Genomic DNA, 12790 nt, shown 5'->3' on the forward strand with positions numbered 1-12790 from the left:
CGGTTCCCGCAGGGAACTGGGGTTGCGCAGAAGAGGGATCGCCGGAGGGCGGTATCGGCTAGCCGGGTAGGGCCGAACCGGTGTGCTGCTCGAGGGCGGTCAGCAGTGCCTGCTGCAGGTGCGAGTCATGGGTCGCCGGATGCGGAGCCTCGGTTCGACGGTCGCGCCAGTAGCGCCCGCTCATGGTCGCTTCAGGGCTGTCGCTGACGGCGAGCCACGTCTGGGTGGCTGCTCCCTGCTCAATGGAGACAGGCGCCGAGGCTCCTCCCATGCGGGACCGCACCCAGCCAGGGTCGACGGCGGATACGATCACGTCGTCCCATCGGCGGGCGATCGCTGCCGCGAGGGTGGTGACGAGCAGCTTGGTGTCGGAGTAGCTCGTTCCCGTGCTGGTGCTCCAGTCGAGCCCGTCGACCGTGGTCCTGCCGCCACGATGCATGCTGCTGCTCAGTGCGATCCATCTGCTCGGTGTCGGCAGGTCGGTGGTGAGCAGGTAGGGCGCGACGACGTTGACGGCCAGCAGCGACGGCCCATCGATGACTCCGGCGTTGTGGATCACGACGTCGACCGGCGCGAGTTGTCGTAGCTGGTTCGCGATGTCACGGACCTGGTCGGCATCGGCGAGATCGCCGACCACGACGTCGCTGCCCAGGCCATCGAGTCCGACGGCCGATGCACGGCCACGGGTCCGAGCGTGCAGCACGACGTCGTGGGACTGGTCGAGCAGCGTCTGCGCGGTCTGGCGGCCGATGCCGTCGGCGGAGCCGGTGATGAGGATGCGGGTCATGGCCGGATGAGGACCTTGAGGGCTTCGCGCGAATCCATGAGGCGGTAGGCCTCGGCGATCTCGTCGAGCGGGAGCGCTCGGTCGAAGACGCGACCGGGGTCGATGGTGCCGTCGAGCACCTGCGGGATCGCTGCCTCGAGGTAGGCGCGCACGGTCGCGGGGCCACCGGTGAGCGTGACGTTCTTGCCGAACAGTGAGGCGAATCCCACTGCGGCGTTGTCATACTGCGGCACGCCGACGCGCGAGATGGTTCCGCCCGGGCGGACGATGCCGTACGACTGTTCGTAGGCGGGCATGTGGCCGACCGCCTCCAGCACGACGCGCACACCTTCGCCATCCGTCAGCCCGAGCACCCTCGCGATGCCCTCCTCGCCACGCTCGGCAACGACGTCGGTGGCGCCGAACGCACGACCGAGATCGGTGCGCGACTCGTGTCGTCCCATGAGGATGATGGTCTCGGCGCCGAGCTGCTTCGCGGCCAGCACGGCCGAGAGCCCGACGGCACCGTCACCGACAACCGCGACGCTCGTGCCGGCCCCGACGCCTCCGCGGACTGCTGCGTGGTAGCCGGTGAGGTAGACGTCGGAGAGCGTGAGCAGCGAAGGCATGAGCGACCCATCCGTGCCTTCGGGGATGACGACGGCGGTGCCGTCGGCCTGCGGGACGCGCAGTCGCTCGGCCTGGGTCGCTCCGGTCTCGAGCCCATCGAAGAATCCGCCATGCTTGCACGAAGTGGTGATGCCCTCGCGGCAGAACGAGCAGGTGTTGTCGGAGAACGCGAACGGCACGATCACCGTCTGTCCGACGGCGAGTCGATTGATCTCGCTGCCGATCTCCTCGATCACGCCGATGGCCTCGTGACCCATGGGGCGACCATCCGGGGTGTCCTCGAGATCGTGGTACGGGTGCAGGTCCGAGCCGCAGACGCACGCGTAGGTGACGCGGATGATCGCGTCGGTGGGCTCCTGGATGGTTGGGTCGGGGACGTTGGCGACGCGGACGTCGCCGGCGCCATACATCAGAGCTGCTCGCATGAGCACTTCCTCTCGTCGTGGGTGGAGTGAGTCAAGTTCAGGCCGTCGGTCGGGCGACCCGCCGCCAGGACGCGATCGCTCGCTCGAGGTAGGTCCTGGTGGCGAGCGCCATGTCCACGTTCGGATCGAGCAACCATTGCAACCCGATGCCGTCAAGCGCCGCCGTCAGCAACCGCGCCTCGAGCGCGACCTGCGCCGGTGACAGCGCGCCGACGTCGCCGGCATCCACTGCTGTCTGCAGGTGACGGGCGAACGTTCGAAGGCTCGTCTCGTAGCGCTGCACGACGTAGGCGTGCGCGCGGTGCTCGGGATTCGATGCCTCGGCGGTGATCGTGGTGAAGAGCTCGAGCAGACCACGGTTGCGGCGGTGCCCTGCCATGATGTCGGGCAAACGGCGCAGGTAGGCGAGTCCACTGAGGTCGGCCAGGTCATGCTCGGCCGACTGCCGCTCCCACTCCTGGAGCACCGCGATCAGCAGCCCCTCCTTCGTGCCGAAATGGCGAATGAGTGTCGCGTGCGAGACGTCGGCGCGCTCGGCGAGCGTGCGCAGCGAGCTGCCTGCGAAACCGCGCTGCCCGAACACCTCGATCGCGATCGCGACGAGCTGTGCCCGGCGTTCGATCCCGGTGCGATACGGCCCGCGAGTCGCTGGGCGAGGGGTCTCGATCATCAGTGCCTCCTTCTCATTGCCCAACTGTAACCGATCGGTTAGCATTCCCGACGACGATCAAGCGGACCGGCGACAGCCTTGACGAGGCCGGCCCAAGGCGGAGCGAGGAGGCGACGATGGAACGGTCGGTGCTGGGGACGTCGGGCATCCGGGTGTCGAGGATCTGCCTGGGCAGCGCGACCTTCGGGGTCGCTCCCGACGCAACCTCTGCCGGTGCGATGGTCGGTGCTGCCTTGGACCTGGGCATCGACTTCTTTGACACGGCCGACGTCTATGGCTCGACGCCGACGTTCGACCGACCGGGGGTGCCACCGGCGGGGGAGCGGGCATCGGCCGAAGAGATCCTGGGGCGTGCGCTCGTCGGTCATCGCGATGAAGTGGTGCTCGCCAGCAAGTCCGGTGAGCGGCGCTTCGACGCAACCGCTGGATTGTCACGTCGATACATCGCCCAGCAGGTCGAGCAGAGCCTGCGTCGTCTGCAGACCGATCGCATCGACCTCTATTACGCGCACTTCCCGGACCCGAGTACGCCGCTGGAGGAGACGCTGGCCGCCTACGACACGCTGATCCAGCAAGGCAAGATCCGCTCGGTCGCGCTGTCGAACCACGCGGCGTGGCAGGTCACGCAGGCGCTCTGGATCGCCGACGACCGTCGGCTCGCCTCCGCTCCCGTTGCCGCGCAGGTGCAGTACAGCCTGCTGCACCGCAAAGCCGAGTGCGAGTTGACGAGCGCCTGCCAGAAGTTCGGGCTATCCATCGTCCCCTTCGCGCCGCTCCACGGCGGTCTCCTCGCCAGTCTGGCCGTGCTCGAGCGGCCCGTGGCGGGTGACGAACGCTACGGCGGGTCGCGGTTCGACGACCGAGAGGTCGCCGTCGCTCGCGCGCTCGCCGTCCTCGCCGACGACTGGGGCATGCAGATGCAGCACCTCTCGCTCGCCTGGCTGCTGGCGCAAACGACGGTGGCCTCGGTGATCGTCGGCGCCGAGACACCTGAGGAGCTGCAGGCAAACGCGTCAGCGACCGATATCAATCTCACAGCCGAGCAGGTCGCGCACCTCTCAGCCATGACCGCCGATCTCGCAGACTGAGACCGGAGGAGCGTGATGAAGCCCGCACCGGCCACCTGTTAGGTCTCAGGCTTCGGTGACGGTGGTGCCTCAGGACCATCGCCACCACCATCTGGTGCGCGGCTATGGCGACCAGTGGACGGGCCCCGCAACTATCGGCGGCTGGGCGGGCCAGGCGATCCTGCTGACGGCTGGCAGCGCGCGCCGCGAGAGCAACTTGGCCTCACGGTCGTAGTCGGTGCGACGTGCAGGATCGCCGAGAACCGCGTAGGCGCGGAACACCTCTTGCAACGCCGCATCGGAACGCTCCCCCTGGGAGGCGCCACCATCGGAGCGAGTGTCGGGGTGATGCAGCCGAAGCAGCGCACGATAGGCGCGGCCGATCTCAGCCTGGGTCGCTTGCGGGGGAAGGCCCAGGACGGCGTAGTGGTTGGGTTCGTTCATAGGTCGTGGGGTCGCAAACGGGGATTTCGGATCCGTACCGAGAGTCGTGGTCCCGGCCGTTGGCCGGGACCACGTGTATGAGGATGGCTGCCGGCGGCCCGCGATTTCGCCTCCTTCACTGTGTTCCATGCGGTCGAGGTTCCATGTGGTCGAGCGGGTGTGGTGCCCGGGGGCGAGCGTTGCCGAGCCGAGCCGCCAACGCCGGGCTGCCCAAAGGGCGGCAGCCCAGCCCGGGTGAGATCGGACCAGGACCTGTCGGGCCACCGGTCCGCGACGGCGGCGGTCACAAAGTTCGAGGGCGGACCGGCCCACGAGGCTTCGATGATCGCCTCGAACTCCGCACGCACCAGTTGCTCGTCGCAGAGCACCAGAGCCAGAAACTGCTCATCGGTGCCCGGCGCGGGTTGGCCACCTCTTCTTCGCACGACGGACTCCGCCGACTCAGGAGGTGATGACCTGCCGGTCCTGATCCTTGCTCGCGATCTCGATCTTGCGGGGCTTGGCTTGCTCGGCCACCGGGATCCGCAGGGTCAGCACACCGGCGTCATAGGCAGCATCGATGCTCTCGGTGTCGAGGTTGTCCCCCAGCACCAACTGACGGCTGAACGTGCCCCGGGCCCGTTCGGCAGCGATCATGTCCTCGGTGTTCTCCCGCACCGGCCGTTGAGCGCTGACTGTGACCACGTTGCGTTCGACATCCAGCTCGATCGCGTCAGCGCTCAGTCCTGGAAGGTCGAACTCAACCACGAAGGTGTCGCCCTCGCGCCAGGCATCCATCGGCATCGCCGTGGGAGCCAGGGTGCCGTCGCCGCGGAACAGGTGCTGTGTCAGCCGGTCCAGGTCCCGGAACGGATCGGTGCGCATCAACAGTTGAGCCATTTCCAATCACTCCTTCTTGTGGATCGGTTCGCCACAGACCTCCTGTGGCAGTGGTAGATTTTGTATAGCACCGGCGGCATACTAGTGCAAGAGGTCAATCGAAGAAGGTTGCTCGTTCCTGACGGCTCGGTCCACGTCGCCCGCACGCGGCCATGGCTCAGCGTCAGTCAGTGCCAACCCGACGAGAGGAGGTCGGCCCCGTGATCGTGACAAGGTTCTCGGCCGGCTGCGGCATCCGACAGGTTCACGAGTGCGATGCGCGTGGCAGCCGCCACTACGTCCGCGGGGTCTGCAGTCGGGGCCGGCGATGAGGCCGTTGGACCCCGCGAGGGGCGTCTACGGGATATCCGTGGCCGCCGACCTAGTGGGTATGAGTGTCCAGCGGCTGCGCTGGTACGAGTCACAGGAACTGCTCGACCCCGAGCGAACCGCGGGTGGCACACGCCGCTACAGCGAGGACGACCTGTACCGGTTGCGGCGAATCGACCAGTTGCTCGAGGCCGGACTGAACCTCGCCGGAATCGCCATGGTGCTGCACCTGCAGGACGAGAACCAGGACCTTCACCATCAACTGCGCCAACAGGAACGCGAGGACCGGGAGTCCACCGATGAGAACGGGAGGAAGCGGGGATGACCACACCATGGACGGACGTGCCTTCAGCAGACTCGTTCGACGAGGCCCCGGAGGCCGACGTGGGCGGAGGGGCCCGCCCCGCGGTCACTGTTGACATCCAGGACGGCTCCGCCAAGTCGATCGGGTCCACCACCCAGGCCGACCCGCTGGTCGTCCGGGGCCAGGTGGCTCTGCCCATATTGAGCGTGCGGGAGTTGATCGCGCAGCTCGCCCGGACGGAGGACCAGATCCGCCTGACCGGTCGGTTCGACGCCGGCAGCGCCTCCAGCCCTGACGACCTGCGCCAGTTGCTGCGCCAACAGGACCAGCTCATCGCTGAGTTGCGCCGCCGACGGGCGCCCTGCCCCCGCGAGGACTCGCCGGTCGAGGACACCTGAGCCCGGGGTATCGATCGTCGGCGGTGGCGTCCAGAAGGCTCAGCTGCTGCGACGTCCCCAGTGCCCCGAGCCAGTGCGGTTGCTACGCGTCGCGGCGACGCAGCGGCGGCGACGAGCGGGACGACGGCGTAACCCGCGACCACGAGTACGCCCTGCCACGGCTCGAGCGTGTGGTTGCTGCCGAGCGCCCCGCTGGTCGCGAGGAACGAGGTCGCCGCCGGCATCGGGAGGGGATCGATCAGACTCTGGACCCAGTCAATCGGATCAACTGCAGGTGGTCCGGCAGGAGCAGCAACACGGCCAGGGACACCGTCACGGCGCCTGCGGTCGAGCGCAGCAGCGTACCCACGCCGAGGGGCGAACAGAGCGGCCGCGATGAGGCAGAACGTGGTCCCTCCGAACACCCGCCAGGTCTGGGCGCCGTAGTTCATCACGAGTACGGGACAGCCGATGTCATGAGGCTCGATCAGGTGCCCCGCTCATCGCTGGCACCGGCGTCGCCGTGCTCTGGTCGCGTGTACTGCGCTGGGTGGTGCTCATGGCGTACCTCTCGTGACGTAGTGACGCGAAGCCGCCTTCTCGGTCGTGGTGACAGCCCACGCCTTCGCGCTGCTGGACAGCTACATCAACGGGTTCGCACTCTCGGAGACCTCGCTGCCCATCACCGGGCCGGAAGCCGTCACCGAGGTCGCGGACTCGATGATGCACCTGTTCGAGCCGGCGGCCCATCCGCACCTGCTCGAGTTCACGACCGAACACGTCCTGGCGCCCGGATACGCCTACGGCGCGGAGTTCGAGTACGGGCTCGACCTGCTCCTCGACGGCCTCCAGCGGGCGATCGGTGACCACGGCACCGGAGCGGGCGGCTCAGGACCCCGCCGTTGAGACCCGCCCCGGACGGGGCCGCAGCCGGCCTCAGTCCAGGCAGAACTCGTTGCCCTCGGGGTCGGCCATCACGATGAACCCGATGCTGGTCGGCGGTTCGGGCTCGAACCGCTTCAGGCGGGTGCCGCCGAGGCCGACGAGACGCGAACACTCGACCTCGAGCGCGGCCATGCGCTCGTCGCCGCGCAGGTCGGAAGCGGTCCGGACGTCGAGGTGGACTCGGTTCTTGGCGACCTTGTCCTCGGGCACCCGCTGGAAGAACAGGCGCGGACCGACGCCCTCCGGATCCTCGAGGGCGGAGGCCGAGTTGCGCTCATCCTCGGGCACACCGGCCTTCTCCAGGAAGTCGTCCCAGGCGGCGAGCGGGTCCGCGCCCGGCGCCAGGTCCACTCCTGGCGGGCCGGGGTGGACGTAGCCGAGCACGTCACGCCAGAACGTCGAGAGGGCGTCGGGGTCGTGGGCGTCGAATGTGATCTGGATCGTGCGGCTCATGAGGTCTCCGTTCGGTTCGGGACGTTCAGGGTCCCACCCTGTCGGGAGTCGCGGACAGATCCGGTCCGCTATCGGCCGAGGACCTCCGGTAGCTCCGGATCGACCCGGAGTGCATCGAGGAGGGCCTCGACCGTGCGCCGGCGGTAGTCGACGCCGTCGGCGTCCTTGTGGTGCCTGTCGAAGTAGTCCCGGCTGCCCATGTGGCGCATCGGCCCGATACAACGCACCGTGATCCGCCCGTCGCGCTCCGCGCGAGCCCACGGCGAGATCCGGGCCGTCGGCCACCGCCCCGGGAACACCACCTGCCCGAGTGACTGGATCCGGTCCTTGGAGCCGTACACGTGCCACAGGTGCTCGACCCGGTCCAGGGCCGGGTCCGCGGCGAGGACCCCGCCGATGGAGAACACCGAGACCGGCACGTCGAGCGCGGCCAGGAACCAGCTCGCGCCGAGTGCGATCTGGCCGCCACCGCTGTACCCGACCACGGTCACCGGCGGCCGGACGTCCCAGTCGTAGCCGTGCCGCGTCAGCGACTCCGCGATCTCCTGTGCTACCGCGAGACTGAACGTCGGACCGTAGCGTGGGTCGGCGGAGACCAGCACCCGTAGCGCGTTGCGCAGGTTGATCAGCTTGGAGGCCGTGTTCGCGACCGGAACCCGCTGGAGGCGTTGCAACCGCCTCCAGAACCAGTTCGTCCACCGCTGCGTCAGGCCCCGGTTCTCGACGGCGTAGGGAAACACGTCCGCAGTGACGACGGCGTCCGGCAGCTCCTGCGACAGCGTCGCCAGCACCGCCTGCTCGCGTCGGGAGTCGGTGGTGCCGTCCACAGCCCCGATCCCGGACAGGTACACCACGAAGAGGCAAGCATCCCGCCGGACCGCAGGAACGCCGTCGCCAGTCTCCGGTCGGGCGAGCCCGTCGAGAACCGGTGCCTCCTTGCGCCGTGACCACCACCGCAGCGATTCCAGCGGGGCGAGCAGCGCGAAGGTCAGCGCAAGTGCCACGAGCCCCAGGAACAGCACCTCGATCATGCGTGGTGCTCCCGATGCTCGAGAGGCACGAACGGGGCGCCGGAGAGGATGTCGGACGAGGTCAGGATCGTCTCGTGGCCGGTCACGAGCGTCCAGCCGCGGGAGGTCACGCGCGCGAGCGGTCCGGCGAGGACGACCGAGACCAGGTGGGCGCCGGCCCACGCGACACCGGAGATGGCGAGCGCCGGGAGCAGGCCGACGCCGAGCACCGGTGCCAGCAGGACCGCGAGTGCGACCGCCGACCACACCTCCAGGACCCGGCCGAACAGCAGGCCGAGGTAGGGGATGAACACCAGGAACGCCAGCACGTGCGGCGCGATGGCGAACAGGTAGGCGGCGGTGATCATCTCGCCGTCGACGTTGCCGCGCGTGACGAGCCACGCGACCAGGGCGATCGCGACGCCGGTGAGGCCACGCAGGAGCACGGTGTAGACGGCTCCGAGCGCGATCGCGGCCACCATGCGCAGGCGCCGGACCCGGTTGATCACGAACACGACGGCATGCCCGAGCATGGTCGACAGGCCGGCCAGCACGGCGATGCCGATGCCGAGGGACAGTGCGTGACCGGGCGAGTCGAGCAGCACCGGCGGCACCCGGAAGGACAGCACGTCGCCCACGGCGGCGAACACCTGGGCGAACCACTCCACGACAGACATCGGGACACCATCATCCACGGTCCGAGCGCGGGCAGGGGTCCGCGGGTCGTATCGGCCCCGACGGTCGACGCCCGGGTGTGACCGCCGACACGGTGATCCAGCGCACGATCTAGAGACTTTGCCGGCGGTTCGGAGTAGACCAGAGGAAGAGGCAGGCCCTCCGAGCGGAACGAGGAGACGATGGCACACCCACGAGTGGTCGTGGTCGGCGGCGGGTACGGCGGGGTCGCCGTGGCACAGCAGCTCGATGCGGTCGCGGACGTGATCCTGGTGGAGTCCAAGGACGCGTTCGTGCACGCGGTCGGCACCCTCCGAGCTGTCGCCGACCCGGCCTTCGAGGACCGTGTGTTCCTGCCCTACGACCGGCTGCTCACCCGGGGCCGGGTGATCCATGACACGGCCCGCGCCGTCACGCCCACCCGGGTCAGCTTCAGTCGGACCGAGTTCGTCGACGCCGACTACCTCGTCCTCGCCACCGGCACCGGGTACCCGTTCCCCGCGAAGTTCCTGGAGTCCGAGGAACGGGTGGTGCGCTCGCGGATGGCGCGGCTGCGCGACGCGCTCGGGCGGGCGCGCCGGGTGCTGCTCGTCGGTGCCGGTCCCGTCGGAGTGGAGCTCGCCGGCGAACTCACCAGCGCCTTCCCGGACCTGGGCGTCACCCTCGTGGACCAGGCCGATGACATCCTGACCACCATCGACGTCATCGGTCAGGTGCGCGACTCGATCCGGGCGCAGCTGGTCCAGCGGGGCGTCGACCTCGTCCTCGGTGCACCGCTCGGCTTCCTGCCTCCGATGGACGTCGGCCGCCTGCACGACTTCACCGTCCGCACCGACGCCGGTGTGGAGATCAACGCCCAGGTCTGGTTCCGCTGCTACGGCAACCGGGCCGTGACCGACTACCTGGCCGGTGGCCTGCTCGACGCGCGCCGCCCCGACGGGACGCTCCGGGTCACCGAGCACCTGAACGTCGCCGGGCACGAGCACGTGTTCGCCGTCGGGGACATCGCGGACCTGCCCGAGACGAAGCGCGCCGACGCCGCTCGCGCCCACGGCCGGGTGGTCGCCACGAACATCGCGGACCTGATCGCCGGCCGCGCGCCGTCGACCGTGTACGAGCCGCCGCCCGAGCGCATCGTGCTCCCGCTGGGGCCCGACGGCGGTGCCTCCCAACTGCTCGACGGGTCCGGTGTGCCGCGCTTCCACGGGCCCGAGGAGACCAGCCGGATGAAGGGTGTGGACCTGTTCGCCGACCTCATGGCCGAGCAGTTCCACCGCTTCGACGACGTCACCGAGCATTCCCGCAGCGAGGACACCTCGCTGGAGTACACCGGCTGACGCACCTGGGCGCCCGCGCGGGGTGAGCACTACGCTCGGCGACATGGCAGCCAAGGCCGACGACACCGCCGTCGAACTCGACGTCGGCGGACGCACCGTGCGGATCAGCCACCCCGAGCGGGTCATGTTCGCCGCACGCGGGGAGACGAAACTCGACCTCGCGAACTACTACCTCGCCGTCGGCGACGGCATCGTGCGCGCCCTGCGCGAGCGACCGTGCATGCTGCACCGGTTCCCCGACGGCGTCGCAGGTGCGAAGGTGCACCAGAAGCGGCTGCCGCGGGGCGCACCGGACTGGGTCGAGACCGTCGAGCTGCACTTCCCCCGGTACAACCGGACCGCCGACGAGCTCTGCGTGACCGAGCTCGCGAGCGTGATCTGGGCCGTGCAGATGTCCACCGTCGAGTTCCACCCCTGGAACTCCCGGCGCGCGGACACCGAGAAGCCCGACGAGTGGCGCATCGACCTCGACCCGATGCCGGACTGCCCGTTCGACCGGGTCCGGCAGGTGGCGCACGTCGCCCACGAGGTCCTCGATGACCTCGGCATCACCGGCTACCCGAAGACCTCCGGCGGATCCGGCCTGCACATCTACGTCCGGATCGAGCCGGACTGGGGCTTCGACGACGTGCGCCGGGCCGCGCTCGCGTTCGCGCGGGAGGTCGAGCGCCGCGCGCCGAAGGACGTCACCACCACCTGGTGGCGCAAGGACCGGGACCCGGCCGCGGTGTTCGTCGACTACAACCAGAACGCCCGCGACCACACCATCGCCAGCGCCTACTCGGTGCGCGGCAAGGACGAGGGCACGGTGTCCACGCCGATCCGGTGGGACGAGATCGACGGCGTGGACCCGACCGGGTTCACGATCGCGACCGTCCCGGCCCGGTTCGCCAAGCTCGGGGACCTGCACGCCGACATCGACTCGAAGGCGCATCGTCTGGACGAGCTGCTCGAGTGGGCGGACTCCGACGAGCGCGACGAGCCGGATCCGGGCGGCGACGACTGAACTGCCGCGCCCGCGCTCTCAGGCGGGGCGGGGGCACGCGAAACCAGGTCGAAACGGTCCCGGGCTACCCTTGCCTCTCGTGTCACCGAACTCCACCTGCCCCGTCCGACCCACGCTCGAGCAACTCGTATGAGGGTCCTGCGCCAGTGGGTGGACCCGTTCGTCGTCGGGATCCTGATCGCCCTGGTCCTCGGGCTGGTGCTGCCGGTACCGGACGCGCTGCGCGGGGCGATCGAGGGTGTCGGGGACGTCGCCGTCTTCCTGCTGTTCCTCGTCTACGGGGCGCGGCTGTCCACCCGCGAGGTCCTCGGCGGACTGAAGAACGTGCGCCTGCAGGGCAGCATCCTCGGATCGACCTACCTGCTGTTCCCGTTGCTCGGGCTGGGCGTGTCCTGGGTGGCTGCGCCGATCATCGGCGACGCGCTCGCGGCCGGGGTGCTGTTCCTGTCCCTGCTGCCGTCCACGGTGCAGTCATCGGTCGCATTCGTGTCGGTGGCGCGGGGGAACGTGGCAGGGGCGATCTGCGCCGCGACGATCTCGAACCTGCTCGGCATGGTGCTGACCCCGCTGCTCGTGCTCGCTCTGATGGGGGCGTCGGGCGCCGGCGGGCTCGGCGGACTGCGATCGGTGCTGCTGCAGCTGCTGCTGCCGTTCGTCGTCGGTCAGCTCCTGCAGCCCTTGGTCGGGACCTGGCTTCGCGCGCACAAGTGGCTGACCACCCTGCTCGACCGGAGCACGATCATCCTGATCGTGTTCGGGGCGGTCGCCTCCGCCACCGCCGACGGGGTCTGGTCCTCGGTCTCCTGGGTGATGATCGTGGCACTGCTGGTGATCAGCGCCGTGGTGCTCGCGATCATGCTCGCCGCGACCTGGTGGGGTGGACGCGGCATCCGGCTCAACCGGGCCGACCGGATCGCGCTGCTGATGTGCGGGTCCAAGAAGTCCCTGGCGACCGGCCTGCCGATGGCCGTGGTGCTGTTCCCGGCGGCTACCGCGGCGACGATCGCCGTGCCGCTGATCATCTTCCACCAGCTGCAACTGGTCGTGTGCGCGGCCCTGGCCCGACGGCTCGCCCGCGACTCGGAGGACCCCGGCGTCGTGGCGGCCCAGGGGTAGCGCCTACACCTGCAGCGTGACCCGGTGGGCCGCGAAGGCGAGCGCGGCCAGCAGCACCACACCGCCGATCAGGGCACCGAACCCTCGGTGGCGAGCCTTGACCGCCAGGATGGTCACCGTCGCGTACGTCGCGATCAGGATGGCGGACCACAGCGCGGCCACCGGCACCCGGGCCGGACTGCAGCCGGCCGGCGCCGGGTGGACCGCCGGGCAGACCGCCTGGGCCGCGGCGGGGATCGCCAGGAGCCACGTCGCCACCACTGACCAGAGCAGGATGAGCGACGCCGCAACGATCACCCAGGCCGCCGCGGCCCGGCTGGGTCGGACGGGCAGGTCAACACCCACGGTCGGTTGGTCGGGTTCCATCGCGGCCACGC

Annotated in this window: 16 protein-coding genes; 7 read left to right on the forward strand and 9 right to left on the reverse strand. The window is 69.5% G+C overall.

The window, feature by feature from the left end; all coding sequences use genetic code 11:
• Window positions 1-58: 58 nt before the first annotated feature.
• Genes GKS42_RS04155 through GKS42_RS04165 form a run of 3 tightly spaced genes read right to left on the reverse strand, consistent with a single transcriptional unit; the run spans window position 59 to window position 2491 of the window.
• Entirely contained in the window at window positions 59-787 is a 729-nt protein-coding gene (locus GKS42_RS04155) for an SDR family NAD(P)-dependent oxidoreductase (RefSeq protein WP_154792701.1), read from the reverse strand.
• On the reverse strand, window positions 784-1821 hold the full coding sequence (locus tag GKS42_RS04160; protein WP_174791033.1) for a zinc-binding dehydrogenase: 1038 nt from the start codon (window positions 1819-1821) through the stop codon (window positions 784-786). Before GKS42_RS04160 ends, GKS42_RS04155 begins: the two co-directional genes overlap by 4 nt.
• Window positions 1822-1858: 37 nt before the next feature.
• The gene (locus tag GKS42_RS04165; RefSeq protein WP_154792702.1) at window positions 1859-2491 is read right to left on the reverse strand and encodes a TetR/AcrR family transcriptional regulator; all 633 of its coding nucleotides are present in this window, start codon (window positions 2489-2491) and stop codon (window positions 1859-1861) included.
• A gap of 116 nt (window positions 2492-2607) precedes the next feature.
• Here GKS42_RS04165 and GKS42_RS04170 point away from each other — a divergent pair, with 116 nt between their 5' ends.
• Entirely contained in the window at window positions 2608-3579 is a 972-nt protein-coding gene (locus GKS42_RS04170; RefSeq protein ID WP_154792703.1) for an aldo/keto reductase, read from the forward strand.
• 102 nt (window positions 3580-3681) lie between these two features.
• Here the strand turns inward: GKS42_RS04170 and GKS42_RS04175 are convergent, their stop codons facing one another.
• Both GKS42_RS04175 and GKS42_RS04180 read right to left on the reverse strand, forming a co-directional pair.
• Window positions 3682-4002 carry a J domain-containing protein gene (locus GKS42_RS04175; RefSeq protein WP_154792704.1) on the reverse strand — a complete coding sequence of 107 codons (321 nt, stop codon included), beginning with the start codon at window positions 4000-4002 and terminating at the stop codon, window positions 3682-3684.
• Between the two features lie 441 nt (window positions 4003-4443).
• Window positions 4444-4872, reverse strand: coding sequence for an Hsp20/alpha crystallin family protein (locus tag GKS42_RS04180; RefSeq protein ID WP_154796536.1), 429 nt, complete (start codon window positions 4870-4872; stop codon window positions 4444-4446).
• Between the two features lie 316 nt (window positions 4873-5188).
• On the opposite strand from GKS42_RS04180, the gene GKS42_RS04185 reads away from it, so the two are divergent.
• The 3 genes from GKS42_RS04185 (at window position 5189) to GKS42_RS04195 (ending at window position 6777) form a co-directional block, all read left to right on the forward strand.
• On the forward strand, window positions 5189-5515 hold the full coding sequence (locus tag GKS42_RS04185; RefSeq protein WP_154792705.1) for a MerR family transcriptional regulator: 327 nt from the start codon (window positions 5189-5191) through the stop codon (window positions 5513-5515).
• Window positions 5512-5892: a hypothetical protein gene (locus GKS42_RS04190; RefSeq protein ID WP_154792706.1), complete on the forward strand. Its 381-nt coding sequence runs from the start codon at window positions 5512-5514 to the stop codon at window positions 5890-5892. Before GKS42_RS04185 ends, GKS42_RS04190 begins: the two co-directional genes overlap by 4 nt.
• 585 nt (window positions 5893-6477) lie before the next feature.
• Window positions 6478-6777 (forward strand): TetR/AcrR family transcriptional regulator C-terminal domain-containing protein, encoded by a 300-nt coding sequence (locus GKS42_RS04195; protein ID WP_154792707.1) that lies wholly within the window; start codon window positions 6478-6480, stop codon window positions 6775-6777.
• A gap of 30 nt (window positions 6778-6807) precedes the next feature.
• Here GKS42_RS04195 and GKS42_RS04200 read toward each other — a convergent pair whose 3' ends face one another.
• From GKS42_RS04200 to GKS42_RS04210, 3 genes are all read right to left on the reverse strand, one after another.
• On the reverse strand, window positions 6808-7269 hold the full coding sequence (locus GKS42_RS04200; RefSeq protein WP_154792708.1) for a VOC family protein: 462 nt from the start codon (window positions 7267-7269) through the stop codon (window positions 6808-6810).
• A gap of 68 nt (window positions 7270-7337) precedes the next feature.
• Window positions 7338-8300 carry a hypothetical protein gene (locus GKS42_RS04205; protein ID WP_154792709.1) on the reverse strand — a complete coding sequence of 321 codons (963 nt, stop codon included), beginning with the start codon at window positions 8298-8300 and terminating at the stop codon, window positions 7338-7340.
• Window positions 8297-8956, reverse strand: a complete 660-nt coding sequence (locus GKS42_RS04210; RefSeq protein ID WP_154792710.1) for a hypothetical protein — start codon at window positions 8954-8956, stop codon at window positions 8297-8299. The genes GKS42_RS04205 and GKS42_RS04210 overlap by 4 nt, the downstream gene beginning before the upstream one ends.
• Before the next feature lie 180 nt (window positions 8957-9136).
• Between GKS42_RS04210 and GKS42_RS04215 the strand changes: the two genes are divergently transcribed.
• From GKS42_RS04215 to GKS42_RS04225, 3 genes are all read left to right on the forward strand, one after another.
• The gene (locus GKS42_RS04215; protein WP_154792711.1) at window positions 9137-10291 is read left to right on the forward strand and encodes an FAD-dependent oxidoreductase; all 1155 of its coding nucleotides are present in this window, start codon (window positions 9137-9139) and stop codon (window positions 10289-10291) included.
• A 43-nt stretch (window positions 10292-10334) separates the two neighbouring features.
• Window positions 10335-11297, forward strand: coding sequence for a non-homologous end-joining DNA ligase (gene ligD, locus GKS42_RS04220; RefSeq protein WP_154792712.1), 963 nt, complete (start codon window positions 10335-10337; stop codon window positions 11295-11297).
• Window positions 11298-11426: 129 nt separating this feature from the next.
• Window positions 11427-12413, forward strand: a complete 987-nt coding sequence (locus GKS42_RS04225) for a bile acid:sodium symporter family protein (RefSeq protein WP_154792713.1) — start codon at window positions 11427-11429, stop codon at window positions 12411-12413.
• 3 nt (window positions 12414-12416) lie between these two features.
• Here GKS42_RS04225 and GKS42_RS04230 read toward each other — a convergent pair whose 3' ends face one another.
• On the reverse strand, window positions 12417-12779 hold the full coding sequence (locus GKS42_RS04230; RefSeq protein WP_154792714.1) for a hypothetical protein: 363 nt from the start codon (window positions 12777-12779) through the stop codon (window positions 12417-12419).
• Window positions 12780-12790: the final 11 nt, after the last annotated feature.

Source organism: Occultella kanbiaonis (genome assembly GCF_009708215.1).
GTDB lineage: Bacteria > Actinomycetota > Actinomycetes > Actinomycetales > Beutenbergiaceae > Occultella > Occultella kanbiaonis.